Here is a 22618-nt window from a genome sequence, read left to right on the forward strand (position 1 = left end):
CGTTAGCCTTGTATTTATTGATCAGAAAAATTCAGTGTGAAATCTTGTAAAAAGCATCACATAACGAAAATTTTAATATGCTGATTTTTAATGAATTATTTCATCATGGGGGATTTTTAATAGATGAATACTCTGCATTTTAAGTCATTTTTAGATATTTTAATTGCTAATATCAAAATAATCCCGATAGTCAGCTTAAGGTTTTTTTTACTCTGAGAGGTATAAGTCTTCCTCTATTTCCACTTTTATGTCGAGTAATACCCTGATTAAATTGCTCACTCTAGTTTTTAATTTAAGCTGAATAAAACTTTAATAGAATAATTATCTATTAATGAGATGCCTGGTTTTTTTTCACTTATTTTCTCTGCCGAGAAGTTCAGGGGTATGTTAACGTACACCTTCGCGCGCGCGACCAATAAAAACGAAAATTGGAGTCTTGATGCGCAAAACCGTTTTGATAAAAAAACATGAGTTATCTTGAGAAATTCACGAGCCGTATGAGTGAGAAGCCGGAGGCAGTAATGCAGATGTTGTCAGGTGCGGAAATGGTCATTCAGTCATTGATTGACCAAGGTGTGAAGCAGGTATTTGGATATCCAGGGGGGGCTGTACTGGATATTTATGACGCAATAGAGACGGTGGGGGGCCTCGACCATATTCTTGTGCGTCATGAACAAGCTGCTGTGCACATGGCGGATGCGGTAGCGCGCGCTACCGGTGAGCCAGGAGTTGTGTTAGTCACTTCTGGGCCTGGGGCAACGAATGCGATTACCGGTATTGCGACCGCTTATATGGACTCTATTCCAATGGTCGTGCTTTCTGGCCAAGTCGCCTCTTCTTTGATCGGCAGTGATGCGTTTCAAGAGTGCGATATGATTGGTATTTCTCGTCCAATCGTAAAACATAGCTTTTTAGTTAAACGTACTGAAGACATTCCGGAAATGATCAAAAAGGCATTCTGGCTAGCGTCTACAGGCCGGCCGGGACCCGTGGTGCTCGACCTTCCGAAAGACATCCTTAATCCTGCAGTCAAACTGCCTTACCAGTACCCGGAAAGTGTTAGCTTACGCTCTTACAATCCAACGGTACAAGGGCATCGCGGACAGATTAAGCGTGCGCTCAGTACATTACTCGACGCAAAGCAGGCAGTTATTTATGCTGGTGGCGGTGTGATTACTGCAAATGCTGAGTCGGCATTGAAAACCTTAGCAGAAAAAATTCGATTACCGGTAACTACAACGCTGATGGGCTTAGGGTGCTTCCCAGGGACTCATCCGCAAAGTGTTGGGATGCTAGGCATGCATGGTACCTACGAAGCTAATATGACGATGCATAATGCGGACGTGATTTTTGCCGTAGGGGTACGCTTTGATGATCGTACCACCAACAATATTGCGAAGTACTGTCCTAATGCGACGGTGATTCATATTGATATTGACCCGGCTTCGATCTCCAAGACCGTCAATGCGGATATCCCTGTTGTCGGTGATGCTCGTCAAGTGCTGGAACAAATGCTGGAGTTACTCGATAAAGTGCCTGCGATTTCAGAGACGAAAAATGCAGAGTGGTGGGCAAAAATAGATCAATGGCGTGCACGTGACTGTCTGGCTTTTGATACTGATGCTGAAAAGATCAAACCCCAAGCGGCAATTCGTGCGTTATGGAAACTGACTCACGGGAAGGCTTATGTTGCGTCGGATGTGGGGCAGCATCAGATGTTTACTGCTCTGCATTATCCGTTTGACCAATCGCGTCGTTGGATTAACTCCGGTGGACTCGGCACGATGGGATTCGGATTACCCGCAGCTCTAGGGGTAAAGCTCTGCTTACCCGATGAAACCGTCGTCTGTGTAACGGGTGATGGCAGTATTCAGATGAATATTCAGGAGCTCTCTACGGCATTGCAGTACGGATTACCGATTCTCGTTCTGAACCTAAATAACCGTTACTTGGGAATGGTTAAGCAGTGGCAAGATATGATCTATTCTGGCCGTCATTCTCATTCATATATGGAATCATTGCCGAATTTTGTCAAAATTGCTGAGGCTTACGGACATGTCGGGATTGCGATTACCTCACCCGATGAGCTTGAGGAAAAGTTACAGCATGCCCTCGATTTAGTGGCCGAAGGGCGGTTAGTTTTCGTGGATGTGATGGTGGATGGTAGTGAGCATGTCTACCCAATGTTGGTACGGGGTGCTGGGATGAATGAGATGTGGTTAAGTAAGACGGAAAGGAGCGAATAATGCGGCGGATACTATCAGTACTTCTTGAGAACGAATCTGGAGCATTATCTAGAGTGGTGGGGCTTTTCTCCCAACGCGGTTATAACATCGAAAGTTTGGCTGTGGCACCGACTGAAGACCCGACACTCTCACGTATTACGATACAAACGATCGGTGATGAAAAGGTTTTGGAGCAAATCGAAAAGCAGCTTCATAAACTCGTTGATGTCTTACGTGTAAACGAATTGGGGCAGAGTCCATTTGTTGAGCGTGAAGTGATGTTGGTAAAAATTATTGCTGAAGAGTCAGTTCGCGACGAGATTAAACGTTGTGCTGATATTTTTCGTGGGCAAATTGTCGATGTCAGTCCACGTTTCTATACCGTGCAATTGGTAGGTAGTGCGGAAAAGCTGGATGCATTTTTGACGGCAGTCAGGGCGGTAACCGAGATTGCTGAGGTCGTGCGCTCCGGTGTTATCGGTATTTCCCGCGGAGATAAAACACTGAATTAGTCGTGATAAAGGGGGAGTTGATCTAACTTCCCCGTTTCGCCAGTTGCCGGTTAATCCTATCATAAGGTATATAGTCTGAGTGTTGAGTTGGAAACGCACTTTAGCCGGTGATGAGTGAGGGAACGGTGAAATTAGAGGAAATAGCACGACTAGCTGGGGTTTCTAGGACGACCGCGAGTTATGTGATTAATGGGAAAGCGAAGCAATATCGAGTCAGTGATAAAACAGTCGAAAAAGTTATGGCCGTTGTCCGAGAGCATAACTACCATCCCAACGCCGTGGCCGCAGGCCTTAGAGCAGGTAAAACGCGCTCTATCGGTTTAGTTATTCCTGATCTGGAAAATACCAGCTATACCCGTATCGCTAAATATCTTGAAAGGCAGGCCCGTCAGCGTGGTTACCAACTGCTTATCGCGTGTTCGGAAGATCAGCCAGAAAATGAGATGCGGTGTATCGAGCATTTATTACAACGAAAAATTGATGCTTTAATCGTATCGACGTCGCTTCCGGCACAACATCCGTTTTATCAGCACTGTGCGGAACGGCAGCTACCTATCATTGCGTTGGATAGACCGTTGGACCAAACTTTATTCTGTAGTGTTGTCGGTGCGGATCGTGATGATGCCTTTGAGCTCGCCAATGCACAACGTACACAGCCGGTGAAGAACGTTTTATTCTTTGGTGCACTACCGGAGTTATCCGTAAGTTTTTTACGAGAGCAGGGATTTCGTGAAGCGTGGCACAGTGATACACGCACCCCTCAATTTTTATACAGCGAAAGTTTTGATCGTCAGTCAGCCGCTCAACAGTTCATCGCGTATCTCGAAAAAAATAGCCTGCCTGATGCCATTTTTACGACTTCCTTTGGACTTTTACAGGGGGTTATGGATGCTTGCCTATCCACCCTCGGCGAATTACCTTCCGCTCTTTCGATTGCCACTTTTGGTGACCATGAGTTACTAGACTTCCTCACTTGCCCTGTACTTTCTGCTGGCCAACGTCATTACGCTATCGCGCAATCTGTTTTGGAATTGGTAATGAAAGAGCTTGAAGAAAATGAACGGCCGCAAGCAGGAATGACTATAATTCGCCGACATTTATATGCGCGAGGCGCTTTGCTTCGTGTCACACGCCGATAAAACACCCGCTTATTCCCACTATCTGCTCAGTGTAATAGGAGCGAGATGATTTGTAGGAATTTACAGAATATCTCCCGTTACAGATTATTCTGTTACTTGGAAACCTCTTCTAATAAAAATCATTGAGTTATCTTTGTTTCTGGTAAGAAAAGCTATTTTCTTCTAAAAAAAATGGCGCCAATAATATGAAATATTACATAGCGAGAGTCGAAGCCGCTTGACAAGGTTTTCCTCCGCTCCGTAAACTCGCCTCGTGGGAAAATGTGGGGCAAAGTGGTATTTTTTCCAAAAAATAAGGTCAAGTCATGTTTCGTGGGGCCAATTCTGTCAATCTCGACAGTAAAGGACGAATTACGATTCCAATGCGCTATCGTGAGCAACTTCACACGCTGTCAGCCGGAAACGTGGTCTGTACTATTGATATACATCAACCTTGTTTATTACTTTACCCTTTGCCGGAATGGGAACGTATTGAGCGGAAACTCGCTAATCTATCATCAATGAATCCTGCTGAACGCCGTATACAGCGTTTATTACTCGGGCATGCCATAGAAGGGCAGCTCGATAGTGCCGGAAGAGTGTTGTTAACTGCCCCATTACGAACCCACGCCACGCTGAATAAACAGATTATGTTGGTTGGCCAATACAATAAATTTGAAATTTGGGACGAACATGCTTGGTATCACCAAGTAAAGCAGGACATTGAGGCTGAGCAGCATGCTCAGGGTGTATTATCTGAGCGTTTGCAGGACTTATCGTTATAATGACGTCTGAAAATTTTAAACATACTACCGTACTTCTTGATGATGCCGTCAATGGATTAAATATTCATCCTGATGGTATCTATATCGATGGCACTTTCGGCCGTGGAGGACACTCCCGACTCATTCTTTCCCAGTTAGGTGAGAAGGGGCGCTTAGTCGCGATTGATCGCGACCCACAGGCAATCGCTGCGGCTGCTGAAATCAATGACCCACGTTTTTCGATTATTCATGGTCCGTTCTCTCAGCTTGGCGACTATGTAGAACAACTCGGCTTGGTTGGAAAAATTGACGGCATTTTACTCGATTTAGGGGTGTCTTCCCCACAATTGGATGATGCCGAACGAGGCTTCTCGTTTATGCGTGACGGGCCATTAGATATGCGTATGGACCCTTCACAAGGGGAATCTGCCGCGCAATGGCTAATGCGAGCCGCGGAAGAGGACATCGCTTTCGTTATTAAGACTTATGGCGAAGAGAAATTTGGTAAACGTATTGCGCGAGCGATCGTTGAACGTAACCGTCTCGCGCCGATGACGCGCACCAAAGAGCTCGCTGAAGTCGTCGCTGCGGCAATGCCCGTGAAAGATAAACATAAACATCCTGCGACACGTAGCTTTCAGGCGATTCGTATCTGGATTAATAGTGAACTAGACGAGATTGAGCGAGCATTAACGGCTTCCATTAAAGCCCTTGCACCACAAGGACGTCTTTCAATTATTAGTTTTCATTCTCTGGAAGATCGATTAGTGAAACGTTTTATGCGTTCGCATAGCCGAGGTGTCCAAGTGCCAGCCGGCGTCCCTATGACTGAAGCGCAAATTCAAGCACTAGGAGGACGTGAACTTCGCGCATTGGGGAAATCGGTACCAGGCCCTGCAGAAGTGGCTGAGAACCCACGAGCGCGTAGCTCAGTGTTGCGTATTGCTGAAAGGAGCTCATCGTGATCAATAATGAGCGTCATAGCCTGCCTGCGGTGATTGGTGGAGATTTACTACGGCATGGAAAAATTCCACTCATTTTACTTATTGCGGTGCTGGTTACGTCGGTTATGGTCGTGATTATTACGCAAAAAACACGGTTACTTACGGCTCAACGTGAGCAAATGGTACTTGAAAAAGATTCACTTGATATAGAATGGCGGAATTTAATTCTCGAAGAGAATGCGTTAGGTGATCATAGTCGTGTTGAACGTTTAGCAGTTGAAAAACTACATATGCAGCATGTTGACCCATCTCAGGAACATATAGTGGTTCAACCATAGGAATAGAAAGCTGATGGCCGGCGCAAAAAGAACGCTGAAAACAAAAAAGCATGATATCAAAGCCAACTTTATCCGTTGGCGTTTTGCATTGTTATGCGGCGTAATTTTATTAGCATTATCAGGCTTGCTAATGCGTGTCGCTTGGTTACAAGTCGTAAAGCCCGAGCGGTTGGTAAAAGAAGGGGACATGCGATCGTTACGCGTCCAATCGGTCCCCAGTTCACGTGGAATGATCAGTGACCGAAATGGCCGTCCTCTTGCTGTTAGTGTACCCGTTAGTGCCATTTGGGCGGATCCTAAAGAGATAAATGCCCAAGGGGGTATCGGTTATGATAGCCGGTGGAAAGCGTTGGCTGACGCGCTATCGCTCTCTTTAGATCAACTTTCTTCACGGATCGACGCCAATCCTAAAGGGCGCTTTGTTTATCTCGCTCGTCAGGTAAACCCCGCTGTGAGCAGTTACATCAAGCAACTAAAGCTGCCTGGCATTAATTTAAGTGAAGAATCTCGACGTTATTATCCCGCAGGGCAAGTGGCTTCTCATCTAATTGGCTTTACCAATATTGATGGCCAAGGGATCGAAGGGGTCGAGAAGAGTTTTGATAAATGGCTAACCGGAACGCCGGGGGCTCGAGTGGTACGTAAAGATCGGCAAGGACGAGTCATCGAAGATATTTCCTCGACGGATAGTCGTGTTGCGCATCATCTTACTCTCAGTATCGACGAGCGGCTGCAAGCTCAAGTTTATCGTGAATTAAATAATGCAGTGGCTTTCAATAAGGCGGAGTCTGGCACCGCGGTGCTGGTGGATGTCAACACTGGAGAAGTGTTAGCGATGGCTAATAGCCCTGCCTTTAATCCAAACAATTTAGATAACACGCCTAGCGAAGCCATTCGTAATCGTGCGATTACCGATATTTTTGAGCCGGGGTCGACCGTTAAGCCGATGGTCGTTATGACGGCCTTAAAACGTGGAGTAGTACAAAGGAACAGCGTTTTGAATACCGTTCCTTATCGGATTAATGGCCATGAAATTAAAGATGTTGCACCCCGAGCAGAATTAACCTTGACGGGGGTATTGCAAAAATCCAGTAACGTCGGGGTTTCCCGTTTAGCGCTGGCTATGCCGTCGTCAGCGTTGGTGGAAACCTATTCACTTTTTGGATTAGGGCAGCCGACAAAATTGGGATTAGTTGGAGAGAGCAAAGGGATCTATCCCAATAAGCAACGTTGGTCGGATATCGAGCGTGCGACGTTCTCCTTTGGCTATGGATTGATGGTCACCCCGCTTCAGTTGGCACGGGTGTATGCCACCATTGGTAGCTATGGTATTTCAAGACCACTTTCGATTACTAAAGTCGATCCTCCTGTAGCCGGTACGCGAGTCTTCGATGAGGCTACGGTAAAAACCGTGGTGCATATGATGGAAAGTGTTGCATTGCCTGGGGGCGGAGGGGTAAAAGCGGCTATCAGAGGCTATCGTATTGCGATTAAAACCGGTACTGCCAAGAAAGTCGGCCCTGATGGTCAATATATTAATAAATATATCGCTTATACCGCTGGCGTGGCTCCGGCGAGCCGCCCACGATTTGCATTAGTTGTGGTGATTAATGATCCGCAGGGCGGCAAGTATTACGGAGGGGCCGTCTCTGCCCCAGTGTTTGGAGCCATTATGGGCGGAGTTTTACGTACCATGAATGTTGAACCCGATGCACTCACCACACAAAATAAAGACTTAACGACAATCAATGAGGGATCCAGTGACAGATCGTAACCTACAACAGGTATTGGCACCTTGGGTACCCAATGCTCCTGCTAAAGAGCTAAAGGAAATGACACTCGATAGCCGGAATGTGAAAACCGGCGATCTATTCGTTGCCGTATTAGGCCACCATAGTGATGGACGCGAGTATATTACTCAGGCTCTGGCACAAGGTGCAGCAGCGGTTATTGCCGATGCAAAAAATTATGCCGATGACGGCGAAATTCGCTTTATCAATCAGGTTCCAGTCGTCTATCTGGCTCAGTTAACTGAGCGTTTATCCGCTTTAGCGGGACGTTTTTATGCACGACCTTTAGAGGCTATGCGAGTTATCGGTGTTACGGGCACTAACGGTAAAACGACGGTGACACAACTACTTGCGCAGTGGGTGGCACTGCTCGGTGAATCCAGCGCAGTGATGGGAACGGTCGGTAACGGGCTTTACGGTCACTTAGTCCAGAGTGAGAATACTACAGGTTCTGCCATTGATGTTCAGCGTACACTGGCTCAATTTGCATCGCAGCACGTTACAACGACCGCAATGGAAGTGTCTTCTCATGGGCTTGTCCAACATCGTGTGGCAGCGCTACCTTTTGCTGCCGCGATTTTTACCAACCTCAGTCGTGACCATCTTGATTATCATGGGGATATGGAGAGTTATGCCGCGGCTAAACTCTCCCTCTTTACCGAGCACCGCGTAGGCGTAAGTATTATTAATGCCGATGATGCAGTCGGCGAACAATGGTTGACGCTATTAACCAACTCGGTTGCGGTCAGTTGTCGTGGATTAACGTCGTCACAACGTCATGGTCTTTGGTTAAGTGCTACCTCTATTACCTATCATGATCAGGGTGTTTGTGTTGCGTTTGATTCGACATGGGGGACGGGCACTTTTATTAGTGCATTGATGGGTGAGTTTAATGTCAGTAACTTACTTTTAGCCTTAGCGACATTATTAGCTTTGGGGTATCCCTTCGAGGCCTTAATGGCAACAGCAGCACAACTCTCGCCTGTGTGCGGAAGGATGGAAGTCTTCAAAAAAGAAGGTCATGCGGTTGCAGTTGTTGATTATGCCCACACGCCTGACGCGTTACAAAAAGCATTAGAAGCCGCTCGTTTACATTGCCAAGGCCAACTGTGGTGCGTCTTTGGCTGTGGCGGCGACCGAGATAGAGGCAAACGTCCTTTAATGGGCGCCATCGCAGAAGAGTTTGCAGACAACGTTGTGATTACCGATGATAATCCGCGCAGTGAATCACCGACGGCTATCACTCAAGATATTCTTTCAGGCTTGATTGATCCTGGTAGGGCGAGGATCATTGCGGGCCGGGCTCAAGCCGTTACAACAGTATTAAAACAGGCCGCCGCGCAGGACATGGTATTGATTGCGGGTAAAGGTCATGAAGACTACCAAATCATCGGTCAGCAGCGCATCGATTATTCAGACCGCCAAACGGTCGCAACTCTTTTAGGAATGATGGCATGATCCCAGTTACTAGCGGACAACTTGCGCTGATCACTAAAGGTCAATTGGTCGGTGAGGATATCAGTCTTAGCCACGTCACCACCGATACTCGTAAAATTATTGCCGGAAGTTTATTCGTCGCATTAATAGGTGAGCGATTTGATGCCCACCAGTTTGCTGAACAAGCCATCGACGCTGGAGCTAGCGCATTGTTGGTTAGCCGGCGTTTAGCCGTCTCGGTTCCTCAGATTGTGGTCGAGGATACACGTATCGCCTTTGGTAATATTGCGGCATGGGTTCGTCAGAATGTGCCTGCAAAAGTTGTAGGATTGACCGGATCATCGGGAAAAACATCAGTGAAAGAAATGACCGCTGCGATTTTAAAGCAGTGTGGTAACACTCTGTATACCGCCGGTAATTTGAATAATGATTTTGGTGTTCCGATGACACTGCTTCGCCTGACACCTGAGCACCGTTATGCAGTGATCGAAATGGGGGCAAACCATCAAGGTGAAATTGCTTATACGACAGCTTTAGTCAAACCTGATGTCGCCTTGGTAAACAATTTAGCCGCTGCACACTTAGAGGGCTTTGGTTCTCTTGAGGGTGTTGCTCAGGCGAAAGGTGAAATATTTCAAGGGTTACCCGCGAATGGTATTGCCATTTTGAATGCGGAGAGCCATGACCGTGAACGTTGGCAACCGGTACTTGAAAATAAACAAGTTTTGACCTTTTCTGCCTGCCAGCACCATGATGTAGATTACTACGCGACGCATATAGACGTTACGCTTGAAGGCACCGCATTCCAGCTACATACCCCGCAAGGGATATGTGACGTGATTTTACCGTTACCCGGTCAACATAATATTGCCAATGCATTGGCTGCCGCTGCATTGGCGCAATCCGTTGGTGCACCGTTATCGGCCATTCGCGACGGACTAACGATGTTAAGCGCAGTGCCCGGACGGCTTTACCCAATCAAGCTGTCTGAGTCTGTCTTATTACTTGATGACTCTTACAATGCGAATGTTGGGTCGATGAAGGCTGCGGCTCAAGTATTATCTACCCAGCCGGGCTATCGTATTATGATTGCCGGTGATATGGGGGAGTTGGGCCACGATACTGAGTCCTGCCATCGCGAAGTGGGTAAAGCATTACAACAGGCGGGCGTGGATAAAGTTTTAACCGTAGGAAAGTACAGCCAATGGATCGCCGAAGAGAGTCAAGTCGGTGAGGTCATGGCGACTAAATCAGCGCTTGCAAAGCGTGCATGTGAATTAATCCAGACCCATCAAGTCGTGACGCTACTCGTTAAAGGCTCACGGAGTGCGGCAATGGAAGATATCGTCGAATTATTACAGGAGAAAGACGTATGTTAGTTTGGCTAGCCGAACATCTGGCTAAATTTTATTCAGGATTTAACGTCTTCTCATATTTGACGTTTCGCGCCATTGTGAGTTTGTTAACCGCTCTGTTTATTTCGCTATGGATGGGACCGAGGCTTATTGCTTGGCTTCAGAAGTTACAGATTGGACAAGTTGTGCGTAATGATGGTCCTGAATCACACTTCAGTAAGCGGGGAACCCCAACAATGGGGGGGGTGATGATCCTCACCTCCATTACTATTTCTGTACTGTTATGGGCCTATCCTTCAAACCCCTACGTCTGGTGTGTATTAGTCGTTCTAATCGGTTATGGCATTGTCGGCTTTGTTGATGATTACCGTAAGGTAGTGCGTAAAGATACTAAAGGCTTGATTGCGCGCTGGAAGTATTTTTGGCAATCAGTCATTGCATTAGGGGTGGCCTTTGCACTTTATGCGATCGGGAAGGGTACACCTGCAACGCAATTAGTCGTTCCTTTCTTTAAAGATATCATGCCGCAACTGGGTCTGTTTTATCTGCTTTTAACCTACTTTGTTATTGTGGGTACCAGTAATGCGGTAAACTTGACTGATGGGCTGGATGGTTTAGCGATTATGCCGACTGTTTTTGTGGCGGCAGGCTTTGGACTGGTTTCATGGGCGACAGGGAACGTTAATTTCGCCGAATATCTCCATATCCCTTATCTGCGTCATGCGGGAGAATTAGTTATTGTCTGTACGGCCATTGTCGGCGCAGGGCTAGGTTTCCTCTGGTTTAATACCTATCCAGCTCAGGTCTTTATGGGGGATGTTGGTTCTTTAGCACTCGGCGGCGCGCTTGGTACTATAGCCGTATTACTGCGCCAAGAATTTCTCCTAGTGATTATGGGGGGGGTATTTGTGGTCGAAACCTTGTCGGTTATCTTGCAGGTAGGATCATTTAAATTGCGTGGGCAGCGTATTTTCAGAATGGCACCTATCCATCACCATTATGAGCTCAAAGGATGGCCAGAACCTCGGGTCATTGTTCGATTCTGGATCATTTCATTAATGTTAGTGTTAATCGGTCTCGCCACTCTGAAGGTACGTTAATCATGGCAGAATACCAAGGTAGAAAAATTGTTATCGTTGGTCTCGGTATTACCGGGCTTTCTTGCGTTGATTTTTTTATTGCGCGAGGTGTTGTACCCAAGGTTATTGACTCGCGTAACACTCCACCTGGTATTGATAAACTGCCCGAATATGTTGAACGTTGGGTGGGGGAGATTAATCAGCAATGGTTGCTGGAGGCCGATCTGATTGTCCTTAGCCCAGGTGTTGCGCTCTCTCATCCGGCAATCAGTGCTGCTGCCGCTGAAGGTATTGAAATTGTGGGCGACGTTGAGTTGTTTTGCCGTGAAGCGCAAGCGCCTATCGTCGCCATTACCGGTTCTAATGGAAAAAGTACCGTAACAACTTTAGTGGGTGATATGTCCCGTGCAGCGGGATGGAACACGGCAGTAGGGGGGAATATAGGCCTTCCTGTACTATCTCTTCTTAACCCACAAGTCCAACTCTATGTACTTGAATTATCGAGTTTTCAGTTAGAAACCACTCATAGTTTACAGGCAGCGGCGGCGACTATCTTAAATGTTACTGAAGATCATATGGATCGTTATCCATTAGGGTTTCAGCAATATCGTGCGGCAAAGCTACGAATTTATGAGAATGCAAAGCACTGTATTGTGAATGTGGATGATGCGATGACAATGCCTATTCGCGGCGTTGACCGTCGCTGTATCAGTTTCGGAGTAACGTTTGGTGATTACCACTTAAATCAGCAGCAAGGCCAAACTTGGTTACGAGCCAAAGGCGAGAAAGTGCTGAATAGCGAAGAGATGCCTATTACTGGACAGCATAACTTTACCAATGCGTTAGCCGCGTTAGCGCTTGCTGAAGCTGTTGGCATTCCTCGAGCTAGCTGTTTAAAGGCATTGACGACCTTTAATGGCCTTCCTCACCGTTATCAACGCGTCCATCGTAACGCGGGTGTCGATTGGATCAATGATTCCAAAGCGACCAATGTTGGTAGTACGGAAGCGGCACTAAAAGGTGTACAGTGCGAAGGAACATTATGGCTATTACTGGGTGGTGATGGAAAATCTGCGGATTTTTCTCCGCTGGAACGATTAATACAAGGTAACAATATAAAGGTTTACTGTTTTGGTCGAGATGCGGAATTGTTATACGCGTTGCGTCCCGAGGTCTCGGTCAAAGTTGACCGTCTGGAGGATGCGATGCGCGCGATCAGTCAACAGGTCAGTAAAGGTGATGTTGTATTGTTGTCCCCTGCCTGTGCCAGTCTCGATCAATTTAAAAATTTTGAACAACGTGGCGAACGGTTTGCCGCGCTTGCGAAGGAGTTGGGCTAATGCATATCCCAGGGCTGAACCTCTTAGGACGCGGTATTGCCGCAGTTTCAAGACGGTTACAAGATTGGGTAATGGGATCACGGGAAAATGATACTTCCACAGTGGTACTTTATGATCGCACCCTGTTATGGCTAACCTTTGGTTTAGCCATCATCGGTTTTGTTATGGTTACCTCTGCCTCGGTTCCCGTTGGACAACGGATGAACGATGATCCTTTTTATTTTGCTAAACGTGATGCATTTTATCTTGGTTTAGGGTTTGCCATATCGTTAGTAACCTTACGTTTACCCATGTCTTTTTGGCAAAAGTACAGTAACGTCATGTTACTGCTTTCGGTGGTTATGCTACTGGTCGTGCTGGTTGTCGGAAGCTCAGTTAACGGTGCTTCACGTTGGATTGCCCTCGGTCCGCTGCGTATTCAGCCGGCAGAGTTCTCTAAACTTTCGCTGTTTTGCTATCTCGCCAGCTATCTGGTCCGCAAGGTAGATGAAGTCAGAAGCAACCTGTGGGGATTTCTAAAACCGATGGGCGTGATGGTTATTTTAGCTGTACTCCTACTGGCTCAGCCTGATTTAGGGACGGTTATTGTACTCTTCGTGACGACGCTTGCTATGTTGTTTCTCGCTGGCGCTAAGCTCTGGCAATTTTTAGCCATCATTGGTTGTGGACTGTTTTCGGTTGTACTACTCATCATGGTAGAACCTTATCGGATGCGTCGTGTGACTTCGTTCTGGAACCCTTGGGCAGACCCTTTTGGTAGCGGATACCAACTAACCCAGTCTCTGATGGCATTTGGTCGCGGAGAATTTTGGGGGCAAGGCCTAGGTAATTCGGTACAAAAATTGGAATATTTACCTGAAGCGCATACCGACTTTATCTTTGCAATAATAGGTGAAGAACTCGGCTATTTTGGTGTGGTTCTTGCACTATTAATGGTATTCTTCGTGGCTTTTCGTGCGATGTCCATTGGCCGTAGAGCCCTAGAACTCGATCAGCGTTTTTCAGGCTTTTTGGCCTGTGCAATCGGGGTTTGGTTTAGTTTCCAAGCCTTAGTTAACGTCGGTGCGGCGGCTGGAATGTTACCGACGAAGGGACTGACACTACCATTAATTAGTTATGGTGGGTCGAGTTTAATTATTATGTCTACGGCAATTGTACTGCTGTTGCGTATCGATTTTGAGACGCGCTTAGCGAAAGGCCATGCAGTAACTCGAGGTAATCGATGAGTAGTAAAAAACTGATGGTCATGGCGGGAGGGACGGGAGGACATGTTTTTCCAGGTCTCGCGGTCGCTCATCAATTAATGGAAGAAGGTTGGCAAGTTCGTTGGTTGGGTACTGCCGACAGGATGGAAGCTGATTTAGTCCCTAAGCATGGTATCGAGATCGATTTCATTACAATTAGTGGGTTACGGGGGAAGGGGATTAAGGCATTACTCCAAGCTCCGTGGCGTATTTTTTCTGCATGGCGGCAAGCCCGAAAAATCATGAAGCAATGGCAGCCTGACGTTGTGTTGGGAATGGGCGGTTATGTATCGGGCCCTGGCGGGTTAGCGGCGTGGAGCTGCGGTATTCCGGTGGTATTACATGAACAAAATGGCATTGCCGGACTTACCAATCAATGGCTATCGAAAATTGCCCGTAAAGTCATGCAGGCTTTTCCCGGTGCTTTTCCCCATGCTGACGTCGTTGGAAATCCAGTACGTAAAGATGTATTAGCCCTACCATCGCCGTCACAACGATTCGAGGGTAGAGAAGGGCCAATAAGAGTATTGGTTATGGGGGGTAGCCAAGGGGCTAGAATCCTTAACCAACAGTTACCGGAAGTGGCGCAAACGTTAGGTGATCAAGTGACGCTTTGGCACCAAACGGGGAAAGGCAATCAACCTTCTGTTGAACAAGATTACCGTCAACGAGGAATGACTGGCCATAACATAACTGAGTTTATTGATGATGTTGCCGCGGCGTATGCTTGGGCGGATGTCGTCGTTTGTCGCTCAGGTGCTCTGACAGTAAGTGAAGTTGCAGCAGCAGGGGTTGCTGCTATTTTTGTTCCTTTCCCGCATAAAGACCGGCAACAGTATTGGAATGCTTTGTCATTAGAAAAAGCTGGCGCTGCAGTTATCTTGGAGCAGCCACATTTTACGGCTAAAGCAGTGGTGGACTGCTTGCAGCGCTGGAACCGTGAAGCACTCTTGGTTCAGGCAATTAATGCCCAGAGCACCGCTGTTAGAGATTCTACGCAACGCGTCGCACAAGAAATTAACGTTATTGTCACTCACTAATTTTGAGGGATGAGTCGATCATCTCTCTCGTAAGTTATAGGTAAGAAGTTATTCATGAATACTCAACAATTAGCAAAATTACGTTCCATCGTGCCTGAAATGAGACGAGTGAAACACATCCATTTCGTCGGAATTGGCGGTGCGGGTATGGGCGGTATTGCTGAAGTGTTGGCCAATGAGGGGTATCAAATCAGTGGTTCTGATTTGGCTCCCAATGCAGTCACTAAACATTTGACGGGATTAGGTGCGACGATTTACTTCAATCATAGCCCAGAAAATATCGAAGGTGTCAGCGTGGTGGTGGTATCAAGCGCTATTGCTGAAGATAATCCCGAATTAGTTGCGGCACGTGAGTCTCGTATCCCTGTTATTCGTCGGGCTGAAATGCTGGCGGAACTGATGCGTTTTCGACATGGTATCGCCATTGCCGGTACCCACGGAAAAACCACGACAACCGCGATGGTATCGAGTATTTATGCAGAAGGTGGACTTGATCCGACTTTTGTTAACGGTGGCCTCGTTAAGGCGGCGGGAACACATGCGCGACTAGGAAGCAGTCGTTATTTAATTGCTGAAGCAGATGAAAGCGATGCCTCATTTCTTCACTTACAGCCGATGGTGGCAATTGTCACTAATATTGAAGCTGACCATATGGATACCTACCAAGGTGATTTTGAAAATTTAAAACAGACTTTTGTTAATTTTCTCCATAATCTTCCTTTTTACGGCCGCGCAGTACTTTGCGTGGACGATGAGGTTATTCGTCAACTCCTTCCAGAGGTTGGCCGTCAAGTAACCACCTATGGTTTTAGTGCTGACGCGGACGTTCGCATCGCTAACTATGAACAAAACGGTGCAACTGGGCGTTTTACTGTTTATCGCCAAGATAAACCCGAAATGCTCGTTACGTTAAATGCGCCTGGCCGTCATAATGCGTTGAACGCGGCAGCCGCCATTGCCGTTGCGAGTGAAGAGGGGATTGACGATGCTGATATTTTGATGGCACTCGAAAGTTTCCAAGGAACAGGTCGTCGTTTCGATGTGCTAGGGGATTATGCGACGGAAGCAGTCAATGGTCCAAGCGGTAGCGCAATGTTAGTCGATGACTATGGGCATCATCCAACGGAAGTCGACGCCACTATCAAGGCAGCAAGAGCAGGTTGGCCAGATAAAAAATTGATTATGGTGTTTCAGCCCCATCGTTATACCCGTACTCGTGATTTATTTGACGATTTTGCCAATGTGCTCTCGAATGTTGATGTATTGTTAATGCTCGACGTCTATTCTGCGGGAGAAACACCCATTGCGGGAGCAGACAGTCGAACACTCTGTCGTTCGGTTAGGTCTCGTGGAAAGGTCGATCCTATTTTAGTGACCGACCAAGAGGCATTATTAGATTTTCTCGCTCCAACATTGAGTGGTAATGACCTTGTGCTACTTCAAGGCGCTGGCACAGTTGGGCGTATCGCACGGCATTTGGCGGAAAATTGGGCAGTCCCTGTTTCTCAGGCTAACAGCTAGCCTACTGCCGAGCGCTATTGTGTCGATGAGAGGCAGCTTGCTAGAGCAAGCCCTCTCGTTACCGCTAAGACGGGGTCTTATCGACGAATATAAAATAGAGATGTCGGTAGAACTGGAATCGATACCTGAAAAAATTAATCAATTAATTTGATAAAAATAAGGCTGAATTGGTAGCTTTTGATTTCGCCGCTGGGTAACAGTGACGAAAATTGAGAGGAGGGGACGAGACTGACAAAATACTCCCCCAACTTCATGACTAAGGTGATAGTCTTTGTCACGATGAGGTCATTTATGATAGAGAGAAAATACTGAAGCCAAGTGGCGGCATAGTGATCGACGATCGATTAACGACAGTTCACCTGTGGTCAATCAGAGTATTAATTATCACTAAAGGTTGATATCACGCTATTGATCGAAGGTTTTTTAAGCAGTACTGAATATACGAGTGCAATAATTAGTGACAAAATATTGCCATCGATACAGATTCGGACTATTAATGAATTTTATGATTATAATGCAAACTATCATTTTGATGAGACTCGATATTTTGTCCTTCGCTGCAGACAGTGAATGAAGAACAATAATTAGCGCGATCAGCATGGTAAATTATTGGCTGCCAAGGATGGGGGAGAGTAGATGTGATGCGAATTGATAACGACAATTTTCAGCTACTTGAGATGAAAGCCTCCCAGGGTATGACAAACCTAAGTTTGCCTCCCATAGCAGCCAAGCAAGTTGAAATCGATATTTATCAGCTTGTTCAACAGATTCTGGAGTAAACAGACTGATATGTCTCAGGCTGCACTAAATACGAAAAATAAAGAAACGCAAAAACGCTTACGCACAGGTCGGAGTAATGGCACTCGTCTTTTTGGCGTTGTTTTTCTTCTGATGGTGGTTGGGACCATCGTGTTTGGTGGAATGGCGGTCGTAAATTGGATGAATGATGTTTCGCGATTACCGCTTTCAAAACTGGTGGTGACGGGGGATAAACGTTACACCTCTAATGATGATGTACGCCAAGCGATACTCTCATTAGGGCCTCCAGGTACTTTTATGTCGCAAAATGTCGACATTATTCAGCAACAGCTTGAACGGTTACCTTGGATCAAACAAGTTAGTGTGCGTAAGCAATGGCCAGATGAATTAAAGATTCATCTGGTTGAATATGTTCCCGTAGCAAGGTGGAATGACCAGCATGTTGTCGATGCATCCGGTACCTCTTTCACACTTCCTTTCCACTCTGGCGCACCTAAGCAAGATATGCCTTTGCTATATGGGCCTGAAGGAAGCGAGAACGAGGTCATGGCCACCTTTTACCAAATGGCCGACAAATTGCGTACGATACACCTAACGCTAAAGGCGACGGCCATGACGGCGCGTCACTCTTGGCAACTTATTACCAGTGATGGAATGAGAATTGAATTGGGTAGAGGGGACGATGAGAAACGGCTAAAACGTTTTATCACCCTCTATCCGGAACTGGTTAAACAGGCACAAGCTGATAATAAAACGATCAGCTATGTTGACCTCCGTTACGATTCGGGTGCCGCAGTAGGATGGGGCCCCGCACCCGTAGAGATGCAAGCAGGTAATCAGCAACAAAATCAGGCACAGGCTAAACAACAATGATCAAGGCAACGGACAGAAAACTGGTAGTAGGACTAGAGATTGGCACCGCCAAGGTTGCTGCCTTGGTAGGGGAAATTCTGCCCGACGGTATGGTCAATATTATTGGGGTTGGTAGCTGTCCTTCTCGTGGCATGGATAAGGGTGGTGTTAATGATCTTGAGTCGGTTGTAAAATGCGTACAACGTGCGATTGACCAAGCAGAGTTGATGGCAGATTGCCAAATTTCATCTGTTTATCTCTCCTTATCGGGCAAACATATTAGTTGCCAGAACGAAATCGGCATGGTGCCAGTTTCGGAAGAGGAGGTAACTCAAGATGACGTAGAAAATGTCGTGCATACCGCGAAGTCTGTTCGAGTACGCGATGAGCATCGCATTTTGCACGTCATCCCACAAGAATATGCCATCGATTACCAAGAAGGTATTAAAAATCCTGTTGGTTTATCTGGGGTAAGGATGCATGCTAAAGTACACCTTATAACCTGTCATAATGATATGGCAAAAAATATCGTTAAAGCGGTAGAACGCTGTGGGCTAAAAGTTGATCAGCTTATTTTTGCTGGTCTGGCTTCAAGTTATGCTGTTTTAACGGAAGACGAGCGCGAACTAGGCGTCTGCGTGGTAGATATCGGTGGCGGTACCATGGATATGGCGGTCTATACTGGCGGTGCATTACGTCATACGAAAGTGATACCTTATGCCGGTAATGTGGTAACTAGCGATATAGCCTATGCTTTTGGTACACCACCAACAGATGCCGAAGCAATCAAGGTTCGTCATGGTTGTGCACTAGGGTCGATTGTCGGCAAAGACGAAAATGTCGAAGTGCCAAGTGTCGGAGGGAGACCACCGCGTAGCTTGCAACGCCAAACTCTCGCCGAAGTCATTGAACCGCGTTATACCGAACTATTGAATCTGGTTAATGACGAGATTCTGGAAATACAAGAACAATTACGCCAACAAGGTGTAAAGCATCACTTAGCAGCGGGCATTGTGTTGACAGGGGGCGCAGCTCAAATCGAAGGATTAGCAGCTTGCGCCCAGCGAGTTTTTCACACCCAAGTGAGAATTGGGCAACCTTTGAATATCACAGGTTTAACGGATTACGCCCAAGAGCCTTATTACTCAACAGTAGTCGGGCTTTTGCATTACGGTAAAGAGTCTCATTTAGGCAGCGAATCAGAGTCGTCTAAACATTCACCTGTTGGTACTTGGTTCAAAAAATTTAATAGTTGGTTAAAAAAAGAGTTTTAATTTTGATTAAAGAGGATCATCCTACGTCTATTAAGTGATCCTCTGGCAACAGGCACATAACGGAGAGTAATCATGTTTGAACCTATGGAATTAACCAACGATGCGGTGATAAAAGTCATCGGCGTCGGGGGTGGTGGCGGTAACGCTGTCGAGCACATGGTACGTGAGCGTATCGAAGGTGTTGAGTTTTTTGCAGTGAATACCGATGCCCAAGCATTACGTAAAACAGCCGTCGGTCAAACAATCCAAATTGGTAATAATATTACTAAGGGATTAGGCGCAGGGGCAAACCCAGAAGTGGGACGTAACTCCGCCGAAGAAGATCGTGAAGCGTTACGTGCAGCTTTGGACGGTGCCGATATGGTATTTATCGCAGCAGGAATGGGCGGTGGTACCGGTACGGGTGCCGCACCTGTGGTTGCTGAGGTCGCTAAAGACCTTGGTATCTTAACTGTAGCTGTGGTAACTAAACCGTTCAACTTTGAAGGCAAAAAGCGTATGGCATTTGCTGAACAAGGAATTGCGGAACTGTCTAAGCACGTTGATTCCTTGATCACCATACCGAATGATAAGTTACTAAAAGTATTAGGCCGTGGTATCTCTTTACTAGATGCTTTTGGTGCAGCGAACGACGTGCTTAAAGGTGCGGTGCAGGGTATCGCTGAGCTGATTACCCGTCCGGGTCTGATGAACGTCGACTTTGCCGATGTGCGTACTGTGATGTCTGAAATGGGTTATGCCATGATGGGATCGGGTATCGCTTGTGGTGAAGATCGTGCTGAAGAAGCTGCTGAAATGGCGATTTCCAGTCCATTACTTGAAGATATCGATCTTTCAGGCGCACGTGGCGTGTTGGTCAACATTACCGCTGGCTTTGATTTACGCCTCGATGAGTTTGAAACTGTCGGGAATACTATTCGCGCCTTTGCTTCAGACAACGCGACAGTTGTTATCGGTACCTCTCTGGATCCAGAGATGAACGATGAATTACGCGTAACCGTTGTTGCCACGGGAATTGGTATGGACAAGCGTCCAGAAATTACCTTAGTGACGAACAAGAATAACGCACAACCTGTGGTTGACCATCGTTATCAGCAACATGGCTTAACGCCTTTACCGCAAGAGAACAAAACTGCGGCAAAAGTGACCAATGAGCCAGCTTCACAGCCGAATAAAGAGCCGGATTATCTCGATATTCCAGCGTTCTTACGTAAACAAGCTGATTAAGATATTACTGAAAATTGGCGGCTGCCGCTTTTTGTGCTAAAGTCTCCAACCGTTTATGGGGTATATTCCCATTTGGAAAAGTAATTTTGCGAGATTGATACGATGATCAAACAAAGGACATTAAAACGTATAGTTCAGGCCACTGGTGTCGGTTTACATACCGGTAAGAAAGTGACGCTGAACCTGCGGCCTGCGCCAGCAAATACTGGGGTCATCTATCGCCGCACTGACCTGAATCCACCGGTTGATTTCCCGGCTGATGCTAAATTTGTGCGCGACACGATGCTTAGTACTTGCCTTATCAACGACCAAGGAATTCGCATTTCTACGGTTGAACATCTTAATTCAGCATTGGCTGGGTTAGGGATTGATAATATTATTGTTGAAGTCGATGCGCCTGAAATTCCTATTATGGACGGCAGTGCAGCTCCTTTCGTGTACTTACTGATGGATGCTGGCGTCGAAGAACTCAACAGTGCGAAGAAATTCTTACGTGTTAAACAAGCGGTTCGCGTTGAAGATGGCGATAAATGGGCTGAAGTTAAGCCTTATAACGGTTTTTCACTCGATTTCACAATAGACTTTAAGCACCCGGCTATTGACTCGAGTTCACAGAACTATCGACTGAATTTTTCAACGGAAGCCTTTATTCGTCAGATTAGCCGCGCCCGTACTTTCGGTTTTATGCGCGATATTGAGCAACTACAGTCTCGTGGCCTGTGCCTGGGCGGAAGTCTTGACTGTGCAATCGGACTGGATGATTTTAGAGTCTTAAACGAAGAAGGCCTGCGTTTTGATGACGAATTTGTTCGTCACAAGATGTTAGATGCGATTGGCGATTTATTTATGTGCGGCCATAACATGATTGGCGCTTTTTCAGCATATAAATCTGGGCATGGTCTTAACAATAAACTACTTCAAGCTGTTTTAGCTAATCAAGAAGCCTTTGAATGGGCAACGTTTGAAAGCGAAGCTGAAATTCCACAATCGTTTAGACTGAAAAACTTCGTCCTCGCGTAATATTATTAACGGTTTATTCCGTGACTTAAGACGGGCCATGCTGATTTCTCTCCGTTCAGCTGGCTCGTTTTTATTTGTACGAAATCTATGCGGTTAAACGCTTTTTCAGTTGCTCACTGTAATCATTAGTGTGGCATGAGTAGATTGATGCTACTATCAACGTTATTCTGTAGGCAGGAAAATCAGGAAAAGACTTCACCTATCCTTAATAACGATAATAGAAGATATTTTTCAATATCAATGGATGACTTGTGATTGGTTTGATTTCGCGCTGGGGACAACTGGGTAGACGTTATTTGTGGCCGCATCTCTTATTAGGGATTGTTGCGGCAGGATTAGGTTTACCTTTTACTAGCGGCCTGATAGCCAATACCAACGATGTTGCCGTATCCAACAGACTCTCATTGTCCGCGCAAGCGCAAAACGACAATATTATTCGATTGCGTGAACTGGTCTCTCGCCCAACTTATATCCATCATTTTTGGCATCAACAAACCTTGCGTGCGGTTATCCGTCACCTTTCTTTCTCACTACCCAGAACGACGACGGTAGATACTGCTTATACCAAGTTAACGGTAAAAAGCCTGACGGCTCTTTATTCATTAATTGCCTTATTGACGTCAACAGCTGCCATTCAGTTAAACAGACGTCGTCGTACCCCCCTACAAACAAGACCCTATAATATTTTTTCCACGGGGCATTGGTTAGCTCAAGTTCAAGGTATACGAGCTGGCCCACTTCACGGTTAAAAAATAAAAATAATGTTAGTTAGAACACGT

General features: G+C 46.4%; 21 protein-coding genes. All 21 read left to right on the forward strand.

Annotated features, from left to right (window positions below; all coding sequences use genetic code 11):
- The first annotated feature begins 521 nt into the window (after nt 1–521).
- The 21 genes from ilvI to secM all read left to right on the forward strand — a co-directional run bounded on the left by ilvI (nt 522) and on the right by secM (nt 22588).
- The gene (gene ilvI / locus HGT73_RS02075; RefSeq protein ID WP_214211989.1) at nt 522–2246 is read left to right on the forward strand and encodes an acetolactate synthase 3 large subunit; all 1725 of its coding nucleotides are present in this window, start codon (nt 522–524) and stop codon (nt 2244–2246) included.
- Nucleotides 2246–2737: an acetolactate synthase small subunit gene (ilvN, locus tag HGT73_RS02080; protein WP_214211990.1), complete on the forward strand. Its 492-nt coding sequence runs from the start codon at nt 2246–2248 to the stop codon at nt 2735–2737. Before ilvI ends, ilvN begins: the two co-directional genes overlap by 1 nt.
- A gap of 125 nt (nt 2738–2862) precedes the next feature.
- On the forward strand, nt 2863–3876 hold the full coding sequence (gene cra, locus HGT73_RS02085; RefSeq protein ID WP_214211991.1) for a catabolite repressor/activator: 1014 nt from the start codon (nt 2863–2865) through the stop codon (nt 3874–3876).
- 305 nt (nt 3877–4181) lie between these two features.
- Nucleotides 4182–4640: a division/cell wall cluster transcriptional repressor MraZ gene (gene mraZ / locus HGT73_RS02090; RefSeq protein WP_214211992.1), complete on the forward strand. Its 459-nt coding sequence runs from the start codon at nt 4182–4184 to the stop codon at nt 4638–4640.
- On the forward strand, nt 4640–5584 hold the full coding sequence (gene rsmH / locus HGT73_RS02095) for a 16S rRNA (cytosine(1402)-N(4))-methyltransferase RsmH (RefSeq protein WP_214211993.1): 945 nt from the start codon (nt 4640–4642) through the stop codon (nt 5582–5584). Before mraZ ends, rsmH begins: the two co-directional genes overlap by 1 nt.
- On the forward strand, nt 5581–5901 hold the full coding sequence (ftsL, locus tag HGT73_RS02100; RefSeq protein ID WP_214211994.1) for a cell division protein FtsL: 321 nt from the start codon (nt 5581–5583) through the stop codon (nt 5899–5901). The genes rsmH and ftsL overlap by 4 nt, the downstream gene beginning before the upstream one ends.
- Nucleotides 5902–5914: 13 nt before the next feature.
- Complete coding sequence (ftsI, locus tag HGT73_RS02105) at nt 5915–7675, forward strand: peptidoglycan glycosyltransferase FtsI (protein WP_214211995.1); 1761 nt, start codon at nt 5915–5917, stop codon at nt 7673–7675.
- Nucleotides 7662–9149 carry a UDP-N-acetylmuramoyl-L-alanyl-D-glutamate--2,6-diaminopimelate ligase gene (gene murE / locus HGT73_RS02110; protein ID WP_214211996.1) on the forward strand — a complete coding sequence of 496 codons (1488 nt, stop codon included), beginning with the start codon at nt 7662–7664 and terminating at the stop codon, nt 9147–9149. Before ftsI ends, murE begins: the two co-directional genes overlap by 14 nt.
- Complete coding sequence (murF, locus tag HGT73_RS02115) at nt 9146–10507, forward strand: UDP-N-acetylmuramoyl-tripeptide--D-alanyl-D-alanine ligase (RefSeq protein ID WP_214211997.1); 1362 nt, start codon at nt 9146–9148, stop codon at nt 10505–10507. Before murE ends, murF begins: the two co-directional genes overlap by 4 nt.
- Entirely contained in the window at nt 10501–11583 is a 1083-nt protein-coding gene (mraY, locus tag HGT73_RS02120) for a phospho-N-acetylmuramoyl-pentapeptide-transferase (protein ID WP_214211998.1), read from the forward strand. The genes murF and mraY overlap by 7 nt, the downstream gene beginning before the upstream one ends.
- Nucleotides 11584–11585: 2 nt before the next feature.
- Nucleotides 11586–12902: a UDP-N-acetylmuramoyl-L-alanine--D-glutamate ligase gene (murD, locus tag HGT73_RS02125; protein ID WP_214211999.1), complete on the forward strand. Its 1317-nt coding sequence runs from the start codon at nt 11586–11588 to the stop codon at nt 12900–12902.
- Nucleotides 12902–14128, forward strand: a complete 1227-nt coding sequence (ftsW, locus tag HGT73_RS02130; RefSeq protein WP_214212000.1) for a cell division protein FtsW — start codon at nt 12902–12904, stop codon at nt 14126–14128. The genes murD and ftsW overlap by 1 nt, the downstream gene beginning before the upstream one ends.
- On the forward strand, nt 14125–15186 hold the full coding sequence (gene murG / locus HGT73_RS02135) for an undecaprenyldiphospho-muramoylpentapeptide beta-N-acetylglucosaminyltransferase (RefSeq protein ID WP_214212001.1): 1062 nt from the start codon (nt 14125–14127) through the stop codon (nt 15184–15186). Before ftsW ends, murG begins: the two co-directional genes overlap by 4 nt.
- A 54-nt stretch (nt 15187–15240) precedes the next feature.
- Nucleotides 15241–16707 (forward strand): UDP-N-acetylmuramate--L-alanine ligase, encoded by a 1467-nt coding sequence (gene murC, locus HGT73_RS02140; RefSeq protein WP_214212002.1) that lies wholly within the window; start codon nt 15241–15243, stop codon nt 16705–16707.
- Between the two features lie 399 nt (nt 16708–17106).
- Nucleotides 17107–17277 (forward strand): hypothetical protein, encoded by a 171-nt coding sequence (locus HGT73_RS15030; RefSeq protein WP_407073137.1) that lies wholly within the window; start codon nt 17107–17109, stop codon nt 17275–17277.
- 38 nt (nt 17278–17315) lie between these two features.
- The gene (locus tag HGT73_RS15035; protein WP_407073138.1) at nt 17316–17486 is read left to right on the forward strand and encodes a hypothetical protein; all 171 of its coding nucleotides are present in this window, start codon (nt 17316–17318) and stop codon (nt 17484–17486) included.
- Between the two features lie 10 nt (nt 17487–17496).
- Entirely contained in the window at nt 17497–18339 is an 843-nt protein-coding gene (gene ftsQ / locus HGT73_RS02155; RefSeq protein WP_214212005.1) for a cell division protein FtsQ, read from the forward strand.
- Nucleotides 18336–19592: a cell division protein FtsA gene (ftsA, locus tag HGT73_RS02160; RefSeq protein WP_214212006.1), complete on the forward strand. Its 1257-nt coding sequence runs from the start codon at nt 18336–18338 to the stop codon at nt 19590–19592. The genes ftsQ and ftsA overlap by 4 nt, the downstream gene beginning before the upstream one ends.
- Before the next feature lie 72 nt (nt 19593–19664).
- On the forward strand, nt 19665–20819 hold the full coding sequence (gene ftsZ / locus HGT73_RS02165) for a cell division protein FtsZ (RefSeq protein ID WP_214212007.1): 1155 nt from the start codon (nt 19665–19667) through the stop codon (nt 20817–20819).
- Between the two features lie 102 nt (nt 20820–20921).
- Nucleotides 20922–21839, forward strand: a complete 918-nt coding sequence (gene lpxC / locus HGT73_RS02170; RefSeq protein ID WP_214212008.1) for a UDP-3-O-acyl-N-acetylglucosamine deacetylase — start codon at nt 20922–20924, stop codon at nt 21837–21839.
- A 251-nt stretch (nt 21840–22090) separates the two neighbouring features.
- On the forward strand, nt 22091–22588 hold the full coding sequence (secM, locus tag HGT73_RS02175; protein ID WP_214212009.1) for a secA translation cis-regulator SecM: 498 nt from the start codon (nt 22091–22093) through the stop codon (nt 22586–22588).
- Nucleotides 22589–22618: the final 30 nt, after the last annotated feature.

Source organism: Rosenbergiella australiborealis, from assembly GCF_018494035.1.
Classification (GTDB): Bacteria; Pseudomonadota; Gammaproteobacteria; order Enterobacterales; family Enterobacteriaceae; genus Rosenbergiella; species Rosenbergiella australiborealis.

Bases quoted from the DNA above. Each gene is read 5' to 3' on its own strand.
- mraY (WP_214211998.1), top strand. From the start codon at position 10,501: ATGTTAGTTTGGCTAGCCGAACATCTGGCTAAATTTTATTCAGGATTT.
- ftsQ (WP_214212005.1), top strand. From the start codon at position 17,497: ATGTCTCAGGCTGCACTAAATACGAAAAATAAAGAAACGCAAAAACGC.
- murC (WP_214212002.1), top strand. From the start codon at position 15,241: ATGAATACTCAACAATTAGCAAAATTACGTTCCATCGTGCCTGAAATG.
- murD (WP_214211999.1), top strand. From the start codon at position 11,586: ATGGCAGAATACCAAGGTAGAAAAATTGTTATCGTTGGTCTCGGTATT.
- mraZ (WP_214211992.1), top strand. From the start codon at position 4,182: ATGTTTCGTGGGGCCAATTCTGTCAATCTCGACAGTAAAGGACGAATT.
- rsmH (WP_214211993.1), top strand. From the start codon at position 4,640: ATGACGTCTGAAAATTTTAAACATACTACCGTACTTCTTGATGATGCC.
- ftsI (WP_214211995.1), top strand. From the start codon at position 5,915: ATGGCCGGCGCAAAAAGAACGCTGAAAACAAAAAAGCATGATATCAAA.
- ftsW (WP_214212000.1), top strand. From the start codon at position 12,902: ATGCATATCCCAGGGCTGAACCTCTTAGGACGCGGTATTGCCGCAGTT.
- ilvI (WP_214211989.1), top strand. From the start codon at position 522: ATGCAGATGTTGTCAGGTGCGGAAATGGTCATTCAGTCATTGATTGAC.
- murG (WP_214212001.1), top strand. From the start codon at position 14,125: ATGAGTAGTAAAAAACTGATGGTCATGGCGGGAGGGACGGGAGGACAT.
- murF (WP_214211997.1), top strand. From the start codon at position 9,146: ATGATCCCAGTTACTAGCGGACAACTTGCGCTGATCACTAAAGGTCAA.
- lpxC (WP_214212008.1), top strand. From the start codon at position 20,922: ATGATCAAACAAAGGACATTAAAACGTATAGTTCAGGCCACTGGTGTC.
- ilvN (WP_214211990.1), top strand. From the start codon at position 2,246: ATGCGGCGGATACTATCAGTACTTCTTGAGAACGAATCTGGAGCATTA.
- ftsZ (WP_214212007.1), top strand. From the start codon at position 19,665: ATGTTTGAACCTATGGAATTAACCAACGATGCGGTGATAAAAGTCATC.
- ftsA (WP_214212006.1), top strand. From the start codon at position 18,336: ATGATCAAGGCAACGGACAGAAAACTGGTAGTAGGACTAGAGATTGGC.